The 23,918-nt window shown below is 70.4% G+C and carries 22 protein-coding genes; 12 read left to right on the top strand and 10 right to left on the bottom strand.

Annotated features, from left to right (window positions below):
• Positions 1 to 164: 164 nt before the first annotated feature.
• The 8 genes from ABZ865_RS35820 to ABZ865_RS35785 all read left to right on the top strand — a co-directional run bounded on the left by ABZ865_RS35820 (position 165) and on the right by ABZ865_RS35785 (position 9,924).
• Positions 165 to 1,250 carry an LLM class flavin-dependent oxidoreductase gene (locus ABZ865_RS35820; RefSeq protein WP_361239799.1) on the top strand — a complete coding sequence of 362 codons (1,086 nt, stop codon included), beginning with the start codon at positions 165 to 167 and terminating at the stop codon, positions 1,248 to 1,250.
• Positions 1,247 to 1,864, top strand: coding sequence for an FMN reductase (locus tag ABZ865_RS35815; protein ID WP_361239797.1), 618 nt, complete (start codon positions 1,247 to 1,249; stop codon positions 1,862 to 1,864). Before ABZ865_RS35820 ends, ABZ865_RS35815 begins: the two co-directional genes overlap by 4 nt.
• Before the next feature lie 120 nt (positions 1,865 to 1,984).
• Entirely contained in the window at positions 1,985 to 3,010 is a 1,026-nt protein-coding gene (locus tag ABZ865_RS35810) for a helix-turn-helix domain-containing protein (protein WP_361239795.1), read from the top strand.
• Positions 3,011 to 3,204: 194 nt separating this feature from the next.
• Positions 3,205 to 5,949, top strand: coding sequence for an AAA family ATPase (locus tag ABZ865_RS35805; protein WP_361239793.1), 2,745 nt, complete (start codon positions 3,205 to 3,207; stop codon positions 5,947 to 5,949).
• 107 nt (positions 5,950 to 6,056) lie between these two features.
• Entirely contained in the window at positions 6,057 to 6,821 is a 765-nt protein-coding gene (locus ABZ865_RS35800; RefSeq protein ID WP_351806067.1) for an alpha/beta hydrolase, read from the top strand.
• Positions 6,822 to 7,058: 237 nt separating this feature from the next.
• Positions 7,059 to 8,189, top strand: a complete 1,131-nt coding sequence (locus ABZ865_RS35795) for a sugar ABC transporter substrate-binding protein (RefSeq protein ID WP_361239791.1) — start codon at positions 7,059 to 7,061, stop codon at positions 8,187 to 8,189.
• Positions 8,186 to 9,097 carry a sugar ABC transporter permease gene (locus tag ABZ865_RS35790; protein WP_351806071.1) on the top strand — a complete coding sequence of 304 codons (912 nt, stop codon included), beginning with the start codon at positions 8,186 to 8,188 and terminating at the stop codon, positions 9,095 to 9,097. Before ABZ865_RS35795 ends, ABZ865_RS35790 begins: the two co-directional genes overlap by 4 nt.
• An 11-nt stretch (positions 9,098 to 9,108) precedes the next feature.
• Positions 9,109 to 9,924, top strand: coding sequence for a carbohydrate ABC transporter permease (locus ABZ865_RS35785; protein ID WP_361239789.1), 816 nt, complete (start codon positions 9,109 to 9,111; stop codon positions 9,922 to 9,924).
• On the opposite strand, the gene ABZ865_RS35780 is transcribed toward ABZ865_RS35785, so the two are convergent.
• From ABZ865_RS35780 to ABZ865_RS35760, 5 genes are all read right to left on the bottom strand, one after another.
• Entirely contained in the window at positions 9,917 to 10,264 is a 348-nt protein-coding gene (locus ABZ865_RS35780) for a GNAT family N-acetyltransferase (RefSeq protein ID WP_361239787.1), read from the bottom strand. The two genes, ABZ865_RS35785 and ABZ865_RS35780, sit on opposite strands and share 8 nt — an antisense overlap.
• Positions 10,265 to 10,383: 119 nt before the next feature.
• The gene (locus ABZ865_RS35775) at positions 10,384 to 11,121 is read right to left on the bottom strand and encodes a YoaK family protein (protein ID WP_361239785.1); all 738 of its coding nucleotides are present in this window, start codon (positions 11,119 to 11,121) and stop codon (positions 10,384 to 10,386) included.
• A complete protein-coding gene (locus ABZ865_RS35770) occupies positions 11,102 to 11,626 on the bottom strand; it encodes a DoxX family protein (RefSeq protein ID WP_361239783.1) in 525 nt (174 codons plus the stop codon). The genes ABZ865_RS35775 and ABZ865_RS35770 overlap by 20 nt, the downstream gene beginning before the upstream one ends.
• A 37-nt stretch (positions 11,627 to 11,663) precedes the next feature.
• Positions 11,664 to 12,326 carry a hydrolase gene (locus tag ABZ865_RS35765; protein ID WP_351806080.1) on the bottom strand — a complete coding sequence of 221 codons (663 nt, stop codon included), beginning with the start codon at positions 12,324 to 12,326 and terminating at the stop codon, positions 11,664 to 11,666.
• Between the two features lie 101 nt (positions 12,327 to 12,427).
• Positions 12,428 to 14,314, bottom strand: coding sequence for an amidohydrolase (locus ABZ865_RS35760; protein ID WP_361239781.1), 1,887 nt, complete (start codon positions 14,312 to 14,314; stop codon positions 12,428 to 12,430).
• Between the two features lie 363 nt (positions 14,315 to 14,677).
• On the opposite strand from ABZ865_RS35760, the gene ABZ865_RS35755 reads away from it, so the two are divergent.
• A complete protein-coding gene (locus ABZ865_RS35755; protein ID WP_351806085.1) occupies positions 14,678 to 15,649 on the top strand; it encodes an alpha/beta hydrolase in 972 nt (323 codons plus the stop codon).
• A gap of 21 nt (positions 15,650 to 15,670) precedes the next feature.
• On the top strand, positions 15,671 to 16,390 hold the full coding sequence (locus ABZ865_RS35750) for an alpha/beta hydrolase (protein ID WP_361239779.1): 720 nt from the start codon (positions 15,671 to 15,673) through the stop codon (positions 16,388 to 16,390).
• A 55-nt stretch (positions 16,391 to 16,445) separates the two neighbouring features.
• On the opposite strand, the gene ABZ865_RS35745 is transcribed toward ABZ865_RS35750, so the two are convergent.
• Positions 16,446 to 17,627, bottom strand: coding sequence for a low temperature requirement protein A (locus ABZ865_RS35745; RefSeq protein WP_361239778.1), 1,182 nt, complete (start codon positions 17,625 to 17,627; stop codon positions 16,446 to 16,448).
• Between the two features lie 255 nt (positions 17,628 to 17,882).
• Here ABZ865_RS35745 and ABZ865_RS35740 point away from each other — a divergent pair, with 255 nt between their 5' ends.
• Positions 17,883 to 18,464, top strand: a complete 582-nt coding sequence (locus tag ABZ865_RS35740) for a DNA starvation/stationary phase protection protein (RefSeq protein WP_361239776.1) — start codon at positions 17,883 to 17,885, stop codon at positions 18,462 to 18,464.
• Positions 18,465 to 18,885: 421 nt separating this feature from the next.
• Here ABZ865_RS35740 and ABZ865_RS35735 read toward each other — a convergent pair whose 3' ends face one another.
• The 4 genes from ABZ865_RS35735 to ABZ865_RS35720 all read right to left on the bottom strand — a co-directional run bounded on the left by ABZ865_RS35735 (position 18,886) and on the right by ABZ865_RS35720 (position 22,724).
• Entirely contained in the window at positions 18,886 to 19,626 is a 741-nt protein-coding gene (locus ABZ865_RS35735) for a 3-oxoacyl-ACP reductase family protein (protein WP_361239774.1), read from the bottom strand.
• Between the two features lie 374 nt (positions 19,627 to 20,000).
• Positions 20,001 to 20,705, bottom strand: coding sequence for a Clp protease N-terminal domain-containing protein (locus tag ABZ865_RS35730; protein WP_361239772.1), 705 nt, complete (start codon positions 20,703 to 20,705; stop codon positions 20,001 to 20,003).
• 139 nt (positions 20,706 to 20,844) lie between these two features.
• A complete protein-coding gene (locus ABZ865_RS35725; RefSeq protein WP_361239770.1) occupies positions 20,845 to 22,050 on the bottom strand; it encodes a cytochrome P450 in 1,206 nt (401 codons plus the stop codon).
• Positions 22,047 to 22,724 carry a TcmI family type II polyketide cyclase gene (locus ABZ865_RS35720; protein ID WP_361239769.1) on the bottom strand — a complete coding sequence of 226 codons (678 nt, stop codon included), beginning with the start codon at positions 22,722 to 22,724 and terminating at the stop codon, positions 22,047 to 22,049. The genes ABZ865_RS35725 and ABZ865_RS35720 overlap by 4 nt, the downstream gene beginning before the upstream one ends.
• A 204-nt stretch (positions 22,725 to 22,928) precedes the next feature.
• Here ABZ865_RS35720 and ABZ865_RS35715 point away from each other — a divergent pair, with 204 nt between their 5' ends.
• Positions 22,929 to 23,870, top strand: a complete 942-nt coding sequence (locus ABZ865_RS35715) for an aromatase/cyclase (RefSeq protein ID WP_361239767.1) — start codon at positions 22,929 to 22,931, stop codon at positions 23,868 to 23,870.
• Positions 23,871 to 23,918: the final 48 nt, after the last annotated feature.

Raw genomic sequence — 23,918 nt, 5'->3', positions numbered from 1 at the left:
GGCCCCACGCTGCACAGTCGCGGACGGAAAGGCGGCAGCTCACCCCGGGGGCCGCAGGAGGGCACTGAGGGACCAGCACCGCTGCACGCACGGACAAGGGGCATCGCCCGAGCCGTGCCTACATTTCCGGCATCCACACAGCTCGCCGGAACGAAGAGGCGCCCATGCAGTTCGGAATCTTCTCGGTGGGGGACGTCACCCCCGACCCGACCAACGGCCGTACCCCCTCGGAGCACGAGCGGATCAAGGCGATGGTCGCCATCGCGCTCAAGGCGGAGGAGGTCGGCCTGGACGTCTTCGCGACCGGTGAGCACCACAACCCCCCGTTCGTGCCGTCGTCGCCGACCACGATGCTCGGCTACATCGCGGCCCGCACCGAGAAGTTGATCCTCTCCACGGCCACGACGCTGATCACCACCAACGACCCGGTGAAGATCGCCGAGGACTACGCGATGCTCCAGCACCTGGCCGACGGCCGGGTGGACCTGATGATGGGGCGGGGCAACACCGGCCCGGTCTACCCGTGGTTCGGTCAGGACATCCGGCAGGGCATCAACCTCGCCAAAGAGAACTACGCGCTGCTGCGCCGGCTGTGGCGCGAGGACGTCGTCGACTGGGAGGGCACGTTCCGCACGCCCCTGCAGGGCTTCACGTCCACGCCCCGCCCGCTGGACGGCGTACCGCCGTTCGTGTGGCACGGCTCGATCCGCTCGCCCGAGATCGCCGAACAGGCCGCCTTCTACGGCGACGGCTTCTTCCACAACAACATCTTCTGGCCCGCCGACCACACGCGACGGATGGTCCAGCTGTACCGGCGCAGGTACGCTCACCACGGTCACGGCCGGCCCGAGGAGGCCATCGTCGGCCTCGGCGGGCAGGTGTTCATGCGGAAGAACTCCCAGGACGCCGTACGGGAGTTCCGCCCGTACTTCGACAACGCGCCGGTCTACGGCCACGGGCCGTCCCTGGAGGAGTTCACCGAGCAGACCCCGCTGACGGTGGGCTCCCCGCAGCAGGTCATCGAGCGGACGTTGTCCTTCCGTGAGACCGTCGGCGACTACCAGCGGCAGCTGTTTCTGATGGACCACGCGGGCCTGCCGCTGAAGACCGTGCTGGAGCAGCTCGACATCCTCGGCGAGGAGGTCGTACCGGTGTTGCGCAAGGAGTTCGCGATCCGCCGCCCGGCCGACGTGCCGGACGCGCCCACCCACGAGTCCCTGCGGACCGCGCGGGAGGTGGCCGCCGCGTGAAGCTCGTCGTCGTCTCGGCGGGGCTGAGCACCCCGTCGTCCACCCGCCTGCTCGCCGACCGGCTCGCCGAGGCCGCCCGCGCCGACCTGGCCGCCGCGGGCCACGAGGTACAGACCGAGGTCATCGAGCTGCGCGAACTGGCTGTCGCCGTCGCCAACCACCTCGTGACCGGTTTCCCGCCGCCCCAGCTGGCGTCCGCGATCGACGCGGTGACGGGCGCGGACGGCCTGATCGCCGTGACGCCCGTGTTCACCGCCTCCTACAGCGGGCTGTTCAAGTCCTTCTTCGACCTCATCGACCCGGACGCCCTCACCGGCACGCCGGTCCTGATCGCGGCGACGGGAGGGACGGCCCGCCACTCCCTGGTCCTGGAGCACGCGCTGCGCCCGCTCTTCGCCTACCTGCGCGCCGGTGTCGTCCCCACCGCGGTGTACGCGGCGTCTGAGGACTGGGGGTCCGGTGGCGACGACTACACCGAGGGCCTGCCCGCCCGCATCCAGCGGGCGGCCGGTGAACTGGCCGTCGCCATGGCGGCCCGCCCGGCGTCGGAGACGACGCCCGACGACGAGGTCACCGCCCTCGAACGGCAGCTCTCCGACCTGCGCTTCGACTGAGGCCCCGCGGTCTCCCGTATCTCCGCCCCGTATCCCGGATCTAGTGCGTTCACTCGATGCGCCACCCCGTGCCCCGCTGGCACGGTGTCCGCAGCGCACACCGGTTGAAGGGCGGAGATCATGTCGGACGTATCGGTGAAGGGGACGGGGAAGCAGCCCGCGGGCATCTTCTACACCACGGACGGGGTGCCCAGGGAGCGAAGACGGACCTACTGGCGCGACGCCGTGGCCCACACCTTCGGAGCCGTGGACGTCAAGCTCGCCGAGGAGGTGTTCTCCGGCACGATCCATGCGTCACCGACGGGCCGGACACGGGGCGTCACGGTGGACAGCGAAGCCCTGCAGACCGTGCGCACACCGCGCCTCATCGCGGGGTCCACAGGCGACGACCACGTGGTCGTGATGCTGCTGAGCAGCGGGCTCGCCCGGGTCGAGCAGGACGCGCGCGACGCGTATGTCGAGCCCGGGCAGCTCTTCGTCTACGACCGGGCGCGTCCCATGCGGCTGACCTTCCCCGACACCTTCCAGACGAAGGCCCTCGTCCTGCCCCGGCACCTCCTGAGTCTGAGGGAGTCGGACCTGTGCCGGATCACGGCGTCTCCCCTCGACTCCACGACGCCCCTCGGCGACCTGCTGTCCCCCTTCCTGTCCCGGCTCGTGGACACCGCGGGCGCGTATCCGCAGCACGTCGGCGACCTGATCACCCGCAACGTCCTGGACCTGCTCACGGTGCTGGCCGACGAGCGACGCGGCGGTGACACCACGGGCACACCGAGCGCCGCCCGCGTGCTGCTGATGCGGGTCCAGGCGTACATCGACCGTCACCTGGCGGACCCCGACCTGACCCCGGAGGCCATCGCCCGGGCCAACCAGATCTCCCTGCGCTACCTGTACAACCTCTTCCAGAACGAGGGCACCACCGTCCGCCGGTGGATCCAGGGCCGCCGGCTGGAGCAGTGCCGACGCGAGCTGGCCCGCCGGGACGCGGCGAGCCGGACCATCGCCGCGGTGGGCCGACGGTGGGGCTTCGTCAGCGCCGCCCACTTCAGCCGGGCGTTCCGGGCCGCGTACGGGATGTCCCCCGTCGAGTGGCGGGACTCCGCGGCACTCGAGCGTCGTACGCACACGTCGCCACCGGGCGCCTAGAGCCACCGCACGGCCCTGGACGCACCCCCGGGGTATGCACTGAGCTGCGGTTCTTGCGATAGTGGACACGCGGAGCGCCGTCCGCGCCCCGGCCGCCCCCCCACCCGGACAGGCGGGGGACGGCGAAGGGCGACAGCGCCGCTCCGCATGGCCTGGACCGGAGGCGGTCGGCGAGTGCGGACAGAGGGGCGTGGGTGGAGCGGTCGGACGGGTCGCTGTCCCGGCGCGGTCTGCGTGGCCGAGAGGCCGAACTCGAGCAGCTGCGCGCAGTGCTCACATCGGTCGTCCGCACCGGAAGCGGCGCGTTGGTCCTGCTCCGGGGGGAGCCGGGCATCGGCAAGACCGCGCTGCTCGGCGAGGTCGTCACCACGGCCGGTGCGGCGGGCTTCTCGGTCGGTCTGGGCAAGGCCGACGAATTGCACCACATCGTCCCGCTCTCCTCGCTGGCGGCCTGCCTCCTGTACGGTGACCGGCCGCTGCTGTCCAGTGACGCGTTCGCCGACCTCACCCGCCACCACGACCAGCGGATCTGGCTGGTCGAGCGCGTGGCGGAAGCGATCGAGGCCAGGGCCGCCGAGATGCCCGTGCTGATCGCCCTGGACGACGTGCAGTGGGCCGACCCACTGAGCAGATTCGCCCTGAAACAGCTCCCGACACGCCTGCGGACATCGCCGGTTCTGTGGGTGCTCACCGGGCGACAGGATCCCGCCGGCCCGGCGCAGGAGATCGTCGCGGTGGCCAAGGGCGGGCTCCCGTCGGTCACCGTGCCCCTGGGACCGCTCTCCGGCACGGCGATCGGCCAGCTGGCCGACGACACCCTGGGCGCGGCCGTCGACGACCGGGTACGGCAGCTGCTCGACGGAGCCGGCGGGAACCCGTTCCTGGCGGTCGAGATGCTCACGGGACTGGGGACCACCGGCCCGTCGGGGGAGCCCGTGCCCGAGGGGCTCGTGGTGGGCGTGCGCGGCAGGCTCAGGTCACTTGAGCCCAGCACCCTGCGCTTCCTGCAGATGGGAGCGGTGCTGGGACGCAGATTCGGCTTCCTCGACGCCGCCGCGCTCTACGGCCGACCGTCCGCCGGTTTGCTCGCGGAGCTGGAGGAGGCGGTGCGCGCCGGGCTCCTGGACGACGACGGCGAACAGCTGGTCTTCCGGCACGATCTGCTGCGCCAGGCCGTCTACGTGGACATCCCGCCGTCGGCCCGCAAGGCTCTGCACCGGGAGGCCGCGGGACACCTGGTCGCGGCCGGGCACCGGCCGATCGACGCGGTGTCGCACATTCTCCGGGGCGCCCAGGCCGGAGACGACGAAGCGGTGACGCTGCTGCGGCAGGCCGCCGACGACGTCCTGTCGGTCACGCCGGGCCTCGCGGCCGACCTGATGACGCGCGCCCTGGAACTGGTGCCTCCCGGACGGTCGTTGTGGTACGACGTCGGTGTGCAGGCGATCGTTTGTCTGACCCGGGCCGGCCGGAACCGCGAGGCGCTGGAGACCGGCGACCGGCTGCTGGCCGCCCGGCCGCCTCTGGAGACGTTCGGCCGGATCCAGGCCGCCCTCGGCGGGACGCTCTGGAACCTGGACGTCGCCGAGGAGTTGCGCCGCCGCGCCGAGACAGCCCTCGCGCTTGGCGGTGCCGCCCCGGAGGTCGAGGCGCGGCTCACCGCCCTGCGTGCGCTGGCCCTCTCCCGGGGCGAGGATCTCGGCGCGGCACTGGAGGCTGGCGAGAACGCCCTGCGTGCGGCCATCGCGACCGGTGACCGGGAGGCACACGTGCTGGCCCTGTTCGGTCTGGGGGAGAGCGCTCTGAACGCCGGTGCGAACGCCGTCGCGCTGGAACGCTTCACCGCGCTCAGCGCCGTCGAGCCCGCCTTCCTGCCCGAGGAGATCGTCGCGCACCAGCACATGGACGACTTCGAGGCCGGTCGGCGGCTGCTGCTGCGGGCGGCGGACGACGGCGGCTCGGTGCCGCAGACCATGCTGCTGTGGGCACAGGCCTCGCAGCATCTGGGGCTGGGCGACCTCGACGACGCGGAGTCCGACCTGGTCACCATGGAGCGCCTGGAGAACGACGTACACATCTGCGTCCAGCAGGTGAACGCCCGGGTGATCCGCTCCTGGATGGCCCTGCTGCGCGGCGACCAGGAAGCGGCGCGGCACCAGCTGACCGCCGCGCGGGAACGACGCGCGACCAAACCGAACCCTGGCAACACGGCGGCGGTGCGCTTCCTGGAGGCGCTCATCGCCGACGACGAGGGGAACACCGCGCTCGCCCTCGACAGGATCCGGCAGGTGCAGCAGGAAGGTCCCTTCATGCGCTGGCGGCTGCTGCGCACCTGGGTCGACTCCGCGATACGCATGGCCCTCAGCGGCGCGGACCGGGCGCTGGCCGAGGATCTGGCCGCACAGGCCGAGGCGCACGGCGCTCGCAACCCGGCCGTGCCCACCGCCACGGGCATCGCCGCCCAGGCCGCGGGCCTGGTGCGCAACGACCTCACCCTGCTGGAACGCGCGGTGGCCCTCCTCGAGGAGAGTCCGCGCCCATTGGTCCGGGCCGGGGCCCAAGCCGACCTCGGCCGGGCACTGCTGACGGCAGACCGGGGAGCCGAGGCCAATGCCGCCCTGACCCGCGCCCATGACTTGTTCGTCGAGTCGGGTGCCCATGCCGCGGCGGCACGCGTGCAGCGCGATCTGGACCGTGCCGGGGCCGGCAGCCGCAGGGCGACCACGCCGCGCCCGGTCCAGGGCTGGGAGGCCCTTACGGCCTCGGAGAAGAAGATCGCGCGCCTGGTCGCCGCCGGCCACACCAACCGGTCGGCCGCCGATCTGCTCGTCGTTTCCCCGCACACGGTCAACACGCACCTGACCTCCGCCTTCCGCAAACTGTCGGTCAACTCGAGGGTCCAGCTGGCCCATGTGGTCATGGCCTTGCCCGAGGACTGAGCGGATCCGCCGGTACGTCCGGCACGTCTTGGTACGTTCACGCGATGCCCGCGGTAACCGGATGCGCTTGGCTGGAACGCCAGGACTCATTCGGAGGTCATCGGAACGTGAACGGACCCGCCCCCCACCCGCCGACCGTCGTGCTCGTGCACGGGGCGTTCACCGACGCCTCCTCCTGGGCGGGGGTCATCACCCTCCTGCAGGCCGCCGGCCTGACCGTGCTCGCCCCGGCGAACCCGCTGCGCGGACTGGCGCAGGACGCCGCCTACATCAGGAGCGTGGTGCGCCAGATCGACGCCCCGGTCGTCCTGGTCGGACACGGTTACGGAGGCGCTGTCATCACCCATGCCGCCGGCGACTGCGACCAGATTGTGGCCCTGTGCTACGTCGCGGCGTTCGGCCTGGACGCCGGAGAGTCCGTCCTGGACATCCTGAGCCGTTTCGCCTCCGCACCGGTGACCGACACCACCATCACGGCAGCGCTGCCCGCCCGGTTCACCGGTGGCCCGGAGGGCGAGATGTACCTCATCGAGGAACAGTTCGGGCCGACGTTCGCCGCCGACCTGTCACCGCACGTCACCGATGCGCTGGCCGTGACCCAACGCCCCATCGCGCGACGCGCGTTGACCGGTACGTCGGGGCCGCCGGCCTGGGCCTGCAAGCCGTCGTGGTACGCCATCGCGGCCGCCGACCGGATGCTCGCCCCCACGGCCCAGCGTTTCATGGCCCAGCGCATGGCGGCCACCGAGTACTCGGTGGCCGCTTCGCACGGCGTCGTCCTGTCACAGCCCGGCGCCGTGGCGGCGATGATCCGGGAAGCCGCCGAACAGGGCACGGACCGTGGCGACGGCTACGGGCTCCCGCGCAGCTGATGCGCAGGTCAATCGGCTAGCATCCCTGTTCGATCGGTAAAACGCCGGTGTCAGAGCCTCTCCTCGGCCACGCGGACACCTGGCCTCGACCACAGGCTTGCTCGGGAAGGCACCACCTTGAACTCACCGGCCAGACCGTCGGCGCGACGGATCACCACCCTTCTCGGGACCGTCGCCCTCGCACTGGCTGCCACCGGCTGCGGCGGGGGAACCGGCGCCGCATCGGCCTCGGATAAGGTGACCTCCATCACCGCGCTCGACTACTACACCGACGCGACCGAGCACGCCCAGTGGAGCAAGCGGCTCACCGACTGCGGTAGGACCGCCGGCGTCAGGGTCGAGCACACCAGTGTCCCGGCGCCGTCGCTCATCCCCCGGGTCCTGCGACAGGCGTCGTCACGCACCCTGCCCGACCTGCTGATGCTCGACAACCCCGACCTCCAGCAGATCGCGAGCACCGGCGCACTGACGCCGCTGGACCGCTACGGCATCGACACCACCGGCTTCGCCGAGGGCATCCTGTCGGCGGGCACCTACCGCCGAAAGGTGTATGGGCTGGCGCCCGCCGTCAACACGATCGCCCTCATCTACAACAAGGACATGCTCGCCGAGGCCGGTGTCGCCGTGCCACGGACCTGGAACGAGCTGAAGACGGCGGCCGCCCGCCTGACCCGCCCGGGGCGCTACGGCATCGCCGTCTCCGCCAACGCCACCCCCGAAAGCACCTGGCAGTTCCTGCCCTTCCTGTGGTCCGACGGCGGGGACGAGAAGCACCTGGACACCCCGCAGGCCGCTCAGGCCCTCCGGCTGTGGACCGACCTGGTGAAGAGCGGATCCATGTCGAAGTCGGCACTGAACTGGACCCAGGCCGACCTCCACGACCAGTTCGCCGCTGGAAAGACCGCCATGATGGTCAACGGACCCTGGCGGATTCCCGCGCTGAACAAGGACCATGACCTGCACTGGGGAGTGGCCCCCCTCCCCGTCCGCCAGAAGGGGCAGAAGCTCGTCACGCCCCTCGGCGGCGAGGTGTGGACGGTACCGCAGAACTCTTCCCCGTCCCGGCAGGAGAAGGCCGCCCGGGTCCTGGCCTGCCTGAACGACCCCACGACCATGCTGGCCGTGGCGAAGGATCACCTCACCGTGCCCTCCCGCACCGCGGTGGCGGCCCGGTACGCCGAGCAGGTCCCGTCGATGTCCGGCTTCGTCACCAGCGTGGAGCGGGCCCGCTCCCGTACCGCCGAACTCGGCGTCAAGTGGCCCGGAACGGCGACGGCGATATCCACGGCGATCCAGTCCGCGCTGACGGGCCGGCAGACGCCGGAGGAGGCACTCGCCCGCGCGCAGCGGCTCGCGACCGCTTCATGACCTGTCCGCCGGCCCCCACCCGGACCCGCTTGCGGGCACTGCTCGCCCAGTGGGGGTTCGTCGTGCCCGCCGTGGTCTACCTGCTGCTGTTCTTCGGCTACCCGATCGTCGAGAACGTGGTGATGAGCTTCCAGCAGTACACGCCCGCCACCTTCTACACCGGGGCCGCGCCGTTCGTCGGGCTGCGGAACTACGCGGAGATCCTGGCGTCGGGCCTGTTCTCCCAGGCACTGCTGACCACGGTCCTGTTCACCGCGGGTTCGGTCGCCGGGCAGTTCCTGCTCGGTCTCGCCCTGGCCCTGTTCTTCCGCCGCAGCTTCCCGCTCGGCGGCCTGTTGCGCTCGCTCCTGCTGCTGCCGTGGCTGCTGCCGCTGGTCGTCTCGGCCACGACGTGGAAGTGGATGCTCGACACCGACGACGGAGTCGTCAACAACGCACTGCGCGCCCTCCACATCGTGTCGTCCGGCATCCCCTGGCTCACCGGCACCTCACAGGCACTCGTGTCGGTGACCCTCGTCAACATCTGGGTGGGAATCCCCTTCAACACCGCGATCCTGTACAGCGGTCTGCGGAACATCCCGGCCCAGCTGTACGAGGCGGCAGACCTGGACGGCGCCGGTCCGGTGGCGTCGTTCCGCCACATCACGTGGCCGCTGCTGCGGCCCGCCGTGAGCGTCGTGCTGGTGCTGGGCGTGGTCTACACCCTCAAGGTGCTGGACATCATCCTCGTCGTGACGGGCGGAGGACCGGCCGACGCCACGCAGACCCTCGCCACCCAGTCCTATGAACTGTCCTTCCAGCAGTTCGAGTTCGGGCGCGGCGCCGCCATGGGCAACGTACTCATCATCCTCTCGCTCGTCCTCGCCCTCGTCTTCCTGCGCGCCGACCGGCGCGCCGCGCACGCATGAGGGGCGGGCCGGTGCGGCGCGGACGCCGCCGTGGCCTGCTCTCCACCGTCGTCGGGACAGTCCTGCTCGCGGTGATGCTGTTTCCCGTCTACTGGATGGTGAACGCCTCTCTGCAGCCGACGGGCACCACACTGCGGGCGGGCTGGTTCCCTTCCCACCCGGACTTCAGCGGCTACGCCACGGCACTGCGCGATCAGGGACCCAACCTGGTCACCAGCCTCGTCGTGGCCCTCGGCAGCGTCGCGCTCAGCCTCGGGCTCGCCGCTCCGGCTGCCTACGCCCTGGCCCGGTTCTCCCTGCGGGGAACCAGCCTCGTACTCTTCGGGGTCCTGATCACGCAGATGGTGCCGGGCATCGTCGTGGCGAACGCGCTCTACGGCGCCTACAACGACCTGGGACTGCTGAACTCCCGCCTGGGACTCGTCCTCGCGGACTCCACCGCCGGGGTCCCGTTCGCCGTCATCATCCTGCACTCGTTCATGGGGGGCATTCCCAGGGAGATCATCGAAGCCGCGCGCGTGGACGGCGCCGGGAGGCTGCGCACCTTCTGCGCCGTGGTGCTGCCGCTGAGCCGGAACACACTGGTCACCGCCGCTCTCTTCACCTTCCTCTTCACCTGGAGCGACTTCCTCTTCGGCCTCACACTGACCACCACCGAGACAGTGCGGCCGGTCACCCTGGGCATCTACGAGTACATCGGTGCTCACACGACCCAGTGGAACGCGGTGATGGCCACCGCGGTCCTGGCGTCGGTGCCGGCCGCGGTGCTGCTCGTCGTCGCCCAGCGCTTCATCACCGTCGACGCCACCAGCGGCGCGGTCAGGTGAGGGTCCGCAGCTCGGTCTTGAGCCGGCGCAGGATCTCCGGGGTCACCGGGTCGGTGATGTCCGCGAACTCCTCGTGCTTCTTCAGGAACTTGGCCACATAGGGGCAGACCGGCACGATGCGCATGCCTGAGCGGCGTACGTCGGTGAGGGCCTCCTGGACCAGGCGCGCGGCCAGTCCCTGTCCGGCGAAGGCGTCGTCGACTTCCGTGTGGTAGAAGACCCGCTGCTCACCATGGTCGCGATAGGCGGTCAGACCGGCGAGCCGGCCGCCGACCAGAATCTCGTAACGGTGTCTGTCGTCTGCTCGTTCCACGGTCGAGGTGGGGGAGGGCTGGCTCATCGGGTTCCTTTCGACGGGTTCGGGTCGGCGGTGTGCCGGACCTCCCGGGGACGAGGGGTCCCGAGGAGGCGCCGAAGGTCCGGCTCCGGCGTCCGACCGGGGGGTGGTCACCACCGCGTTCACGGCCGTGGCCGCAGCCAGGGGGCGTCGGCGGCGGAGAGGCGGTGGGTGGTCACGGAGGTGACCGCGAGCAGGACCAGGGTGAGGCTCAGGACGACGACCAGGTGGCCGTGCAGCAGGAGCGCGGCTCCGATCAGGGCGCCGAGGAACATGGCGAGCACGGACAGGATTCGGCGGCCGGGGCGCGGCGCCTCGCCGCCGGCCGGGGTGGAGTCGGCGGCCAGACTCGTCAGCGTCAGGGTCAGCACGGTGGTGGTGAGGTCCGGCACGCCGAGGCGCCGGGCGACCGCGTTCTGCAGTCCCATGGCGAGCCCCAGGAACACGATCAGCGTGTACTGGACGGAGGTGGTGACCCGGCCGTCGGCCACCGCGGCGACCACCACGGTGACCGCGACCAGCACCGTCTGCACCGCCGTCGCCGCTCTCAACATGTGCCCTCGGTGCGTGGCGAACCGCGTGCCGAGCCTGCCGCCCGCGAGCGCGCCCAGGAGGAACACGGTCATCGAGACGACGGACGCGAACGCGGACAGGCTCTCGGCGCCTCCCAGGGCGAACCCCAGAAAGACCACGTTGCCGGTCATGTTGGCGACGAAGACGTGTCCGAGGGCCAGATAGCTCACCGAGTCCACCAGGCCGGTGACCACCGTCATGGTCAGCAGCAGCGGGGGCAGCGGACCGTGGCGTTCCTCGCCCCGGGGCACCAGCGTGCCGACGGCGTCACTCAGCAGCTTGCGCATGTCGCGTCCCTTCCACCTGGGAGTCCGTCCGGTGCAGCACCACGCGGGCGAGCAGTCCGCTCATCGGGCCGAGCACGATCGCGGCGACGGCGATCCACAGCGGCCTGGGGGTGGTGCCCAGCGCGTGGTCCACGGACCACCGTCCGGGCCCGGTGAGGGCCAGCGAGGCCGAGACGACGACGAGGACCATCGGGTACTCGTAGCCGTCGTTCTGCACCCACAGGCCCTTGTGCCACTTGACGGTGCCCGCGACCGTCATCACGCCCATGGCGGCCATCGTGGCCAGGGGCGTGAGCAGCCCGAGGGCCAGGAACAGGCCGGCACCGATCTGACTGGCTCCCGCGACGAGTGCGGTCAGCACTCCGCCGCGGAATCCGTCGCGGCGGAATTCCTCGGTTCCGCCCGCCAAGCCGTTGCCCCCGAGCCGGAAGCTCACCTTCTGCACCCCGTGACCGGCGATGAGCAAGCCCGCCACCAGCCGCAGGACCAACAGTCCAGCGTCCATCGTGTTCCTGCCTGTTCCTGGATCAGAATCGGTGCGGTCAGCCGGCGGCGTGGGCGCCGATGACGGACTGCGCGTACACCACACCGAGGCCGTAGGCGCCGGCGTGCTCCTTGACGACCTCGGTGACCGGGACGTATGTCTCCGTGCGCGCCCAGTCCCGCTGGAGCTCCAGGAGCACCTGCACCCATGTCACCGGAATCGCGCCGGCCTGGATCATGCGCTGGACGGCGTGCTCGTGGGCCTGCGGGCTGACACCGCCGGACGCGTCGGTGACGACGTAGACCTCGTAGCCCTGGGCGAGGGCCGACAGCGTCGGCAGGACGACACAGACCTCGGTCCACAGGCCGGCGATGACCAGCTTCTTGCGGCCTGTCGCCTTGACGGCCTCGACGAAGGGCACGTCCTCCCAGGCGTTCATCGAGGTGCGGTCGATGATCTTCTGGTCGGGGAAGACCGCGGCCAGTTGCGGCATGATCGGGCCGGAGAAGGACTCGGCGGCCACGGTGCTGAGCACGGTCGGCACGTCGAAGACCTTGGCGGCCTTCGCCAGGCCCACGGTGGCGTTCATGATCGAGGTGCGGTCGCCGCTGGCGGCGGCGAAGAACATCTGCGGCTGGTGGTCCACGAAGAGCACGGCGCAGTTATCGGGGGTGAGCAGGTCGGGGCTGGGGGCGGCGGTGACGTCGGAGATGTTGACCATGAGGATGAACCTTTCCTATCCAGGTAGAACCGTCCGTGTGCGGACGGAGTCGGTGGGTGTCCCGGCAGGGGCGCTCAACGGCCCGGCCCCTGCCGGGTGTACTAGAGGTCGAAGCAGGGATCGAAGGGCGTGCTCGCGGTCTCTGGGGTGAGGCCACGGGCGATGCGCCAGTGGCGGTGCTGCTCCGATTCGGCGACGGCCTGGCCGAGGGACTCCGCCTGGCGGGCGCCGGCCGCTGAGGGAGACGCCTGGTAGCCGCCGAAATGCGCCACCGGGCTCCAGGCGGGGCTGACGGGCGGCAGTTCCTCGTCGAGCCCCTCGTAGGTGCCGGCGGCGTAGACGATCCGCCCGCCGGTCACCGTCAGCAGCGACTCGATGTGCCCGATCTCAGGCTCGGGCACGGTGAAGTAGTCCTCGGACAGCATCGCCAGGTCCGCGTAGCAGCCCGGCCGCAGGACGCCCTTGACCTCGTCCTCGCCGGTCAGTACGGCGCCGGCGCGGGTGAACATCGTCAGCGCGCACTGCCGGTCGACGCGGTTGGCCGGCGGCCGCAGCGTCAGGTCGCCGACGGTGCGGCCGCTGACCAGCCAGTGCAGGGCCACCCACGGGTTGTAGGAGGACACCCGGGTGGCGTCGGTGCCGGCGGCCACGGTCAGCCCGCGGTCCAGCATGGCCCGGATCGGCGGGGCGTCCGCGGCGGCGCCGGGACCGTAGCGGCGCAGGAACGCCTCACCCTGGAAAGACAAACGATTCTGCACGGACATGGCGCCGCCGAGCGCGGCGATGCGGTCGAGGCTGTCCGTGGAGACGGTTTCCGCGTGGTCGAACAGCCACCGGTTCCCGGCCGGGAACAGCCCGTCCGCGGCGAGTTTCTCGAAGACCGCGAGGTCCCGGCGGATGGTCTCGTCGTAGGTGGCGTGCAGCCGGAAGCCCCACCCGTTCTCCATGAGGAGACGGACGGCCTTCTCGAACTCGACCTCGTAGTCCGACGTGAGTTCTGGACGCGGCTCGGCGAAGTTCTCGAAGTCCGCGGCGGCCCAGGTGAGGTTCTCGCCCGCGCCGTTCAGGCGCAGCCATTCGTCCCCGTCCTCGGGGCGGGCCATCTCGATCCAGCGGGCGAGATCGTCGACCTCCTGGCCCGGAGTCTGCGGGAAGAGATGATAGGCGATGCGCATCGAGAGCTGGCCGGCCTTGGCCAGTTCGATGACGGTGGCGTAGTTGTCGGGGAAGTTCTGGAATCCGCCGGCGGCGTCGATCGCCGAGGTCAGTCCGAACCTGTTCAGCTCGCGCAGGAAATGACGGGTGGAGGTCTTCTTGTCCTCCTCGCTCTCCAGGACCGGCGCCTTGGCGAGGGTCGAGTAGAGGATGAGGGCGCTGGGCGCGGCCAGCAGCATGCCGGTCGGTTCCCCGTCCCGGCCGCGCATGATCTGGCCGCCCTTGGGGTCGGGCGTGTCCTTGGTGTAGCCGGCGGCCTTGAGCGCCGCACGGTTCAGTACGGCCGAGTGGTACAGGTGCAGCACGAACACCGGGGTGTCCGGGGCGGCCGCGTTCAGTTCGGCGACGGTTGGCAGCCGGCGCTCGGCGAACTGCTCGACGGACCAGCCGCCCACCACCCGCACCCACTGGCCCTTCGGGGTACGCGCGGCCTGCTCACGCAGCATCGCCAGCCCCTGCCGCAGGCTGCGCACCCCGTCCCAGCGCAGCTCCAGTACGTAGTTCAGGCCCCCGCGGATCACGTGCAGGTGGGCGTCGTTGAGGCCGGGGACGACCCGGCGGCCGCATGCGTCGACCACCTTGGTGGCCGTACCGATGTGCGGGGCCACGTCGTTGTCGTCGCCGACGACGGTGATGACGCCGTCCCGGACCGCGATGGCCTCGGCGTGCGGGCGCCTCGGGTCGGCTGTGTGGATCTTCGCGTTGCGGACGACGAGGTCTGCGGCATCGTCGGAGGCATGCGGAACGAGCCCGCCGACCGGCATTGTCGACATCTCTTGAAGTCCTTTCCGGGACAGGGGAGTTCGGTTCCGTCCACTCGCGGCGCGCCAAGGCGAAGTCCGGGATACGCGCCGCGCCGGTGGGATGGAGGGCAGACGCGGCAAGGGGCCGCGGTCTCGCTCGGGCCCTCACGATAGGCACGGCCGACCTGCGGCAATGTCTCCGCAGTGCACCGGACTTGGTCCCACAGTGCACTGCGTCGCTCAGTACTCCGCACGCTCGCGAGACGGCCGGAAGCCCGCAGTGCGCTGGGGGAACAGCGGTGGTGCGCTCACGGAGAACCCCGACCTGGCGACGCTCACTAGCGTGACCGGCGCACCACACGAAACAGTCCCTTGGAACAACGGGAGAGGCACATGTCCCACACCGTCGAGCCGGTTCAGCCGGTACTGGAACCCGCGGCGGCCGCCTTCGCGGAGGCGACCGCCAACCCGCCCTACCTCTTCGACCTGCCCCCGGCGGAGGGACGCAAGGCCGTCGACGAGGTGCAGTCCGGCGAGATCGACAAGCCGGCGATCGACGAGGAGTGGATCACCGTCTCCGGCGGCCCCACGGGCAGTGTCCGGGCCCGCATCGTCAAGCCCGCCGGGGCCACCGGCACCCTGCCGGTGATCCTCTACATCCACGGCGCCGGCTGGGTGTTCGGCAACGCCCACACCCACGACCGCCTGGTGCGCGAACTCGCCGTCGGCGCGAAGGCCGCGGTGGTCTTCCCCGAGTACGACCTCTCGCCCGAGCACCGATACCCGGTCGCCATCGAGCAGAACTACGCGGTCGCGCGGTGGGTCGTGCAGGAGGGCGCCGTCAAGGGCCTGGACGGCACACGGCTGGCCGTGGCCGGGGACTCCGTCGGCGGCAACATGAGCGCCGCCCTCACCCTGATGGCCAAGGAGCGCGGCGACGTCTCCCTGGTGCAGCAGGTGCTGTTCTACCCGGTGACGGACGCGAACTTCGACACGCCGTCCTACCACCAGTTCGCCACCGGTTACTTCCTGCGTCGCGACGGCATGCAGTGGTTCTGGGACCAGTACACGACCGACGAGGCCGAGCGCGCCCGGATCACCGCCTCCCCGCTGCGCGCCACCACCGAGCAGCTCACCGGCCTGCCCCCGGCCCTCGTCATCACCGGCGAGGCCGACGTCCTGCGCGACGAGGGCGAGGCGTACGCCAACAAGCTTCGCGAGGCCGGCGTCCCCGTCACCGCCGTGCGCTTCCAGGGCATCATCCACGACTTCGTGATGCTCAACGCCCTGCGCGGGACCCACGCCGCCGAGGCCGCCATCACGATGGCCGCCGGCACCCTGCGCGCCGCCCTGCACACCGCCTGACCGCAAGGAGATCCAGCAGACATGAGCACCACCACTCCCACCGTCGTCCTCGTCCACGGCGCCTTCGCCGACGCGGCCAGCTGGTCCGGCGTCATCGAGGAGCTCCAGCGCCACGACATCCCGGTCATCGCCCCGCCCAACCCGCTGCGCGGCCTGGCCTCGGACGCCGCGTACGTCGCCTCCGTGGCCGCCCAGATCGACGGCCCCGTCGTGCTGGTCGGCCACTCCTACGGCGGTGCGCTGATCACCGTCGCCGGCACCACGGAGAACGTCGTCGGGCTGGTCTACGTGGCCGCCTACGTCCTCGAAGAGGGCGAGAGCCTCGGCGAGCTGCAGGGCCGCTTCCCGCTCTCCCCGCTGGTGAGCAACCTCAAGCAGTGGACGTACCCCGTCGCGGACGGCGACCCGGCCGTCGAGGTCACCATCGCCGCGGACGCCTTCCCCGCGGTCTTCGCCGCCGACGTGCCCGCAGACGTCACGAAGGTGCTGGCCGTGGCGCAGCGCCCGCTGGCCGCCGCCGCCTTCGAGGAGAGGGCCTCCGCCGCTGCCTGGAAGACCAAGCCGTCCTGGGCGCTGGTCGCGGGCGCCGACACCGCGATCAACCCCGAGGTGGAGCGCTTCGGCGCGAAGCGCGCGGGGGCGACCGTCGTCGAGATCGAGGGCGCCTCGCACGCGGTCGCCGTCTCCCAGCCGAAGCAGGTCGCCGAGCTGATCCGCGAGGCGGTGCGCGCCACGAGCTGACCAGGGGAAAGGGGTGCTGCGCGGAGAAAGACTCCGGGCGGCACCCCATTCCGTCTCACGGCCCCTCTCGCCGTACCCGCTCGGCCCGGTCGACCAGCGTGACCACGACGACCAGGGCCGCCGCCGCCAGAGCGGCGAGGAGGGCCGGCGCCGGCGAGCGGGCAGCCATCAGGACTGCCACCGCCACCGCGGGAAACGCAAGCTGTTCGACCCGGCTCCGCCGGTGCGGCCGGACATGCACAGCCCACAGGGTGATGAGGAAGACCGCCGCCGGCACCGTGACCGCGCCACCCGCCGACAACGGCGGGGCACCGGTGCGCCCGGTGATCAGCTGGGCGTACGCCGCCAGACCGGCTCCCTCGGCGGCTGCCGAGGCCAAGATCAGATAGTGGCCGTACGCCCAGGTGAACCTCCTGCGATGGGCCTGGTGCGAGGTGGCGAGCAGGGTGTGGGCCGGCCGGGCGAAGTACAGCCACCACAGGGCAAAGACGAGCAGCAGGCCGCCCGCCGCCAGCAGGTACAGCGCCGCGGTGTCACGGTCCCGGTTCAGGGCACCGCGGACCGCCGCCGCGGCGGCCGCGACGGACTCACCCAGCACGATGAGGACGAACAGCCCGTACCGCTCGGCGATGTGGTGCGGATGCCACGGGGTCATTCCGGCGGACTGCGCCCACACCGGAACGCAGACCTCGGCGACGATCAACGCGATGATGGCCGGCAGGCGCGCCGGGACCGGGAGGAAAAGCACCCCGACCCAGCCGACCTGACAACTCGTCACTCCCGTGGCGAAGCGGAGCGCGGTCCGCCGCCGAGGGGGATCCGATCGTGCGACACGCAGCCACAGCGTGGTCAGCGTCGTACGCAGGACGACGTATCCGAGCGTGACGACGCGCAGATCGCTTTCCTCGCACGCGCTGGGGACACCGGCGGCGAGGATGAGGGAGCCCGCGATCTGGACCAGCACCGTCAACCGGTAGGGGACGTCGTCAGGGTCATAGGCGGATGCGAACCAGGTGAAGTTCATCCAGGCCCACCAGATCGTGAAGAAGACCAGCGCGAAGCGCAGGGCGCCGGTGAGCCAGTGCCCGCTCGTCACCGCCGTGTTCAGACACGCGGACGCCTGCGCGACCGCGATGACGAAGCACAGGTCGAAAAAGCACTCCAGCGTCGTGGCGGTTCTGTGCGCTTCCCTCGGGTCCCGCCCCCGCAGGCTCAGCGCGGGGCTCCCGGAGCGCAATCCACCCTCCGCTGCTCGCTCGGCATCATGCCTCTCCTCGTCGTTTTCCGGGCCCACGTCGTCAGCGACGTTAGGCGGGACGAGGTGCTGAGCCGTGCCCGCCGGCGCACGGGGGCTTGCCCGCGAGTGAACAAGGGCACGCACGGATCGTTCCGTGCGCTCCCGAGCACGTGCATGTGCGCTTCAGGGCAACCCACCCGCCGTGCCGGCACCTAGCGTCACTCGTGTCCACGGCCACTCAGCAGGAGGCGGAACATGACCATCGAATCCCAGCACGTCGGCAGCCAGCCGTGGCTGCACCAGAAGGGCGAGATCATCCAGGAGTTCGGGACCGTGAAGCAGTTCCCCCTCGGCCTGTCCTACGAGACGCGCATGTACTCCTGCCAGCGCCTCAACAAGGTCCTCGCGGACACCCAGATCCTTCACGGCCTCTACAAGAAGCACCACTGGCTGATGCGCGGGGCGACCTTCTACCAGCTCCACCTGGTGCTGGACAAGCACGCGGCGGAACAGCTGGAACTCGTCGACGCCCTTGCCGAGCGGGTCCAGACCCTGGGCGGTGTCGCTGTGGGCGATCCGCGGCACGTCGCCGAGATCACGTCGATCCCGCGCCCTCCGGACGGTGTGGAGGAGGTCCCCGCGATGCTCTCGCGACTGCTGGAGGCCCACGAGGTCATCCTGACGGAGGCCCATGATGCGGCTGCCCGCACCGCCGAGCTGGGCGACGACGGCACCAACGACCTGCTCGTCTCCCAGGTGGTCCGGACCGGCGAACTCCAGGCGTGGTTCCTCGCCGAACACCTGGTCGATACGCCCTTGGTCCGTGTCCGTGCCTGAGCGATGACTTCCTCACCGCCCTTTGAATCGCCCGCCCCGGGTTCGTGCGCGGCGGGCGATGTCCTTGCCGAAGCGTCCGGTTGTGGAGTGCGTGGCGATTCTGGAGCCTGCAGTAAAGGGCGTCTGACCTGCTGGTTTCCTGACTTCCCAGGTTGCGGCGGGTCGCGCCGACCTGTTTCCGTGGTGCGGCCGGGGGCCGGGAGGGGATGTTCTCGCGAGGGGTGGCTGAACTGGAGTCCGGTCAGGCTCTGTTGGGCGGGTCCGCCGTCCCGGTGGAGGTCGGAAGAAGGCGACTGAGGTGCGTGGGGCTGCGCCCTGCGCGGCTGGCGTTGGTCGAGCCCGTCATGACGTGACTTCGCGCGCGGAAGGCTCCGCGGAACTCCGCCAGCGGGGTGCGCGGGGCGGCCGTCCGGCACGGCGGTCACGAGATCGACATGCCTCCGTCGATGGACAGGACCTGACCGGTCATGTAGTCGGCGTCCAGCAGCAGTTCGATGCCGCGGGCCACCTCGTCGGGCGTGCCCATGCGGCCGAACGCGGTCCGGGCCACGAGCGTGGCGCTGACCTCGGCGGGCACCTCCTCGGTGAGCGCGGTGGCCATGAGGCCGGGTGACAGCGCGTTGACCGTCACATTGAACCGCCCGCACTCCAGGGCCAGGCTCCGGGTCATCCCCACCACACCGGCCTTGGCCGCCGAGTACGCCGTCTGGCCCCGGCTGCCGAGGAGACCGGCGGGCGAGACGACGTTGATGACGCGTCCCCAGCGGCCCCGCAGCATGTCCGGGAGCGCCGCCCGGCAGGTATGGAAGGTGCCTGTCAGATTGACGGCGATGGTCCGGGTCCAGTCGTCGACGGACTGGGTGACCATGAGACCGTCCCGGCGGATCGCCCCCGCGTTGACGAGGACGCTGATGCTTCCCAGCTCGGCGCGTACCCGGTCGACCATGTCCCGGGTGGCGGCCCAGTCGGCGACGTCCGCCTGCACGAGCGCGCTCGGCCCGCTGAGCTCGGCCGCCACCTTGCGGGCCCGGTCCTCACCACTGGTGTAGTGCAAGGCCAGCCGGTAGCCACGGTGATCCAGGACCCGTGCCACGGCGGCGCCGAGCGCTCCCGAAGCGCCGGTGACGAGAGCGACGCGGCCGTCGGTACCCGGCGCCGCCATCAGACCTGCGCTCCCGTACGCGTGCCGGCCGGGCGGCACGGCGCGGTCAGGGAGGCCGCCGGTGCGAGGGCTCCCACCATGGTCTCGCGTTGACGTGCCCTCCGTGTGCGCCGAAGGCCGAAGATCCGCGTCCGGTCGAAAGCCATCACACCACTCCGCAGGTACGGGTCGGGAAAGGGACGGGTCGGGATCCGATCCTCCGGGGGAGGTCCGGCCGCCCTCGCACCCGGGCAGGCGGTTCACAGCGGACAAGGCGCGACGAGCCGAGTCCGGTCAAGGGGTCGGCGCGGGGCGCGAGGACCTCCGGGCGCGGTGTCACCTTCGACAGGCTCCACCTCGCCCGGAGGTCCCGTTTGCGTACCCGTTCGGTTCCGCTACGAGGCGACGGACGATTCGTCGGCCGCTTCCGTCACGAAACGCTCGGCCGCCGCCGCGTCGACGCCCAGCGAGGACAGGAACCCGGCGCCGTCCTCCTCCTCCAGCAGCCCCAGCAGGACGTGGCCGGTGCTGACGGTGTCGTCGGCGAGGCGCAGGGCCACCCGCGACGCCAGTTCCAGCGCCTTCTTCGCGCGGGTGTCGTACGGAATCAGCACCGGATCGGCGTCGCTGCGCGGCGGCAGGGCGGCCAGCGCCGTGTCCCGCGCCTGGTCGAGGTCGATGCCCTGTGCCCGCAGGGCGCCGACCGCGCAGCCCTCGGTGCCGAGCAGGCCGAGGAAGACGTGCACGGGGACGATCTCAGCGTTGCCGGCCACCTTGGCCTCGTTCATGCCGGCGATGATGGCGCTGCGGGCGGGCTGGGAGAACTTCTCGAAGGCGTTGGACGGCTTGGCGTCCGGCTTGCCGACGAACCGCTTCTGGGCCGCCTGCCGGGTGACGCCCATGCTGCGGCCGATGTCGGTCCAGGACGCGCCGGAACGACGGGCCTGGTCGACGAAGTGACCGATGAGGTGGTCGGCGACCTCGCCGATGTGGTCGGCCAGCAGGACGGCGCCGGCGAGCTGGTCGAGGGCGTCGGTGTGGTTCTCGGTGATAGCCGTGATCAGCTCATCGAGCTTGACCGGCGGAGTGATCTGCGTCATGTGTCAACCTTAGGTTGTCAGCAGCGGAGGTGTCAACCCGAGGTTGTCACTTCTCTCTCGGCCGGTCCCGGACCGGCGTGGCCGCCGCGCTCCGCGGCGGCCACGCCCGCTGCCGACGGGTGCGTGGCGGCCGTCACTCCTACCAGGTGACCGGCATCTCGGCCGGGCCGAACGCCTGGATCGAGTGGTACTTGTACGTCAGTTCCGCCTCGGGCACGGCGAGCGCGAGCGTCGGGACCCGATCGAAGAGGGTCGTGTAGACGATCTCGAGCAGGCCCGGCACCAGGCGGTCCGCCGGGCACTTGTGCGGTCCGTGACCGAACGCCATGTGCCGGGCGGGCTCCTCCCGCATGAGGTTGAGCTGGTGGGGATACGGACACACCGACGGGTCGCGGTTGACGGGCAACGTCGGCACCGCCACACCGTCACCGGCCTTGATCAGCGTGTCGCCGATGAGCACGTCCTCCGTGGCCAGCCGCATGGGGGTTCCGTCGTTGACCGAGAAGTACCGGAGCATCTCGTCCACCGCGACCGTCATCCGGTCCGGATCGGCGAGCAGTGTCGGCCGCTCCTCCGGGTGGTTCAGCAGGGTGAGCACGCCCAGCGAGATCATCGTGGACACCGAGTTGTGAATGCCCTGGGCGTTCGACAGCATCAGCGGCGCCATCTCGTACCAGTCGATCTCGCCGTGCTTCTCGCGTTCCTGCACGATCAGGCGACTCATCATGTCGTCGCCGAGGTGGTTCGCCTTCTCCTTCAGGACCTCTATCGCGTGCCCGTTCAGACGGTCGGCCGCTTCCCTCTCCTCCGCCTCGGTGGAGGTGCCCAGCAGCAGCTTCCAGACGTTCTCCCGCATGATCCGCAGCTCGGCCGCGGGGATACCCAGGAACATCTCCTGCAACCGCCAGGCGATGGGGAACGCCAGCTCCTCCACCAGGTCGACCGGTTTGGTCTGCTGACCCAGCATTGCGTCGATCTTCTCCTCCACGGCGACGCGCAGACGCGGCATCAGTCGGGCCAGCCCTGCCGGGGAGAACTCCTGAATGATCGACTTCTTCTTCTCCAAGTGTTCCGGGCCGTCCAGGTTGATCATGAACGGCGCGCAGTACTTCAGCTTCTTCAGCGAGTCAGGAGTCAGCTTCGGAAAGCGGTCGTCCGTCTTGTCCGAGCTGAATCGTGGGTCGGAGAGCGCGATGCGGGCGTACTCGGGCCTCACGATCATCCACACCAGTTTGCCCGTGGGCAGTGCCACCTGGCCGATGCCGCGTTCCCGCAGCGTTTCGTACTCGGCCGGCAGCACGCCGGGGAGCTGCCGACGAATGGGGTGGGTCGGGAGTTTGGTCATGCCGGCACCTCTGCAGCCCAGTGGTAGAAACGGGTGGCCAACGAATTGCCTTGCGGGTCGTACGGCGGAATGAGCTCCGTGAGGTCGTCGACGAGCTGGAGGAAGCGGGGGTCGCCCTCCGTCCACACCTCGCTGATCGCCTGCATGCTGTTGGCTACGGCGAAGTCCTGGATGTGCAGGTAGATACCGCGCCACAGATAGATCTGGCGGCGCAGCGTCCCCATCTTCTGCGGGATATCGGTCGCATCCGACTCCGCGAACAGCCGCGACACCTCGGGGATGTGTTCCTGGCGCTGGACGTTGACGATCACCGCGCTGTACGTCTGCTCCAGGTCGTCCAGTTGTTCAGCCGGCCACAGGTAGAAACGCTCGGCCGTCGGCCGGTCGACCGGGCCGTCCCAGTCCTCCGTCGCGGCGTGATCGCCGAAATAGGGCGACAGGTGTTCGTTCAGCCGAGTGCACCGGGGGTCGGTGGTGATGATCCGGTACGCCTCGTCCGGGTCGGCGACGTCCCAGTCCTGCATATGCACGTAAAGGTCGCTGTAGCTGAAGACCTGTCTGCGGCGCAACTGCGGCAGTTCAGAAGCGACCTCGCCATCGAACTCCCGAAGGATCTTGGTGACGTCGGCGACGTTACCACTGTCGAACGAGCCGACAGTGATGATGCTCGGCATAAGCGTCTCCTCACGATGGGCGGGGTGCCTTTCGAGCGCGCTCAGCTTGCGCTCGCGCCTTCGACGCCGGATCGACGCCCGATCAACGGCCGGGGCCGACCGCGGACGGCGAACTCGAAGGGTCCTCGAAGCGAGATCGATCGAGGACGGACATGGTCGGGCGTGACGGATCCGGACGCTACGACGCTTGTGAGGTGTCTTGTTGTGTCGAGTACACAGCGGCGAGTTGACCACGGCATCACCATCGACGCCGACGTGGAGACGGTGTTCGACACGGTCGCGGACATCGCGAGTTGGCCGCAGTTCCACCGGTCCGCCGTGCACGCGGAAACAGTCCACGTCAACGAGAAGGGGGAACTGGTCAAGCACTGGGCGCTGGCCGGTGACGCCGCCGTCCGCACCTGGCAGATCGTGCGCCGCACGGACCGGCCTGGGCGCCGCATCACCTTCGCGCACATGGAGCCCGAAGGGCCCGCCACCGAGCTGCGCGGCGAGTGGGTCTTCACCGAACTGGCGCCGAACCGGACCCGGGCCGAGCTGGTTCACCACGTCGGCGCGCCGGCCGACGCCGATCTCGGCCCGTTGCTGGACGGCATCGACGAGGACAGCGAGGACTGCCTCGCCACGCTGCGCGACACGGCGGAGCGCCGCGCCGACCTGGACGAACTCGTCGTGTCCTTCACCGACCCACTGTTCATCGCCGGTTCCGTCGAAGACGCCTACGACTACCTCTACCGGGCGGACCTGTGGCCCGAGCGCATTCCGCACGTGGTGGGGCTCGCCATGACCGAGGACGTGCCGAACATCCAGTTCTTCGACATGGACACCAAGGGCCCGGACGGCAGCACGCACACCGTCCGCTCGGTGCGGATCTGCCTCCCGCCCAAGCTGATCGTGTACAAGCAGATCTCGCTGCCGACGATGCTGGACGCGCACACCGGCCACTGGCGGTTCACCGAGGTGCCGGAGGGCGTCATCGCCGAAGCCCGGCACACCAGCACGATCAAGCGCTCGGCGCTGTCGCAGCTGGGCGGCGCGACGACGGTCGGTGAGGCGCGCCGGTACCTGCGGCGTCTGCTGAGCGGCAACAGTATGAGCAACCTCCGCCTGGCCAAGACGTACGCGGAGGAGCGCGCCGGTTTCTGAACCGGGCGCGCACCAGCCTCCGCGCGACCTCGCCACGGCGCGAGGGGT

The organism is Streptomyces sp. NPDC047085 (genome assembly GCF_040643735.1).
GTDB lineage: Bacteria > Actinomycetota > Actinomycetes > Streptomycetales > Streptomycetaceae > Streptomyces.
Note: the sequence above shows the minus strand (reverse complement) of the source record. Positions and strands in the feature narration are given on the sequence as shown.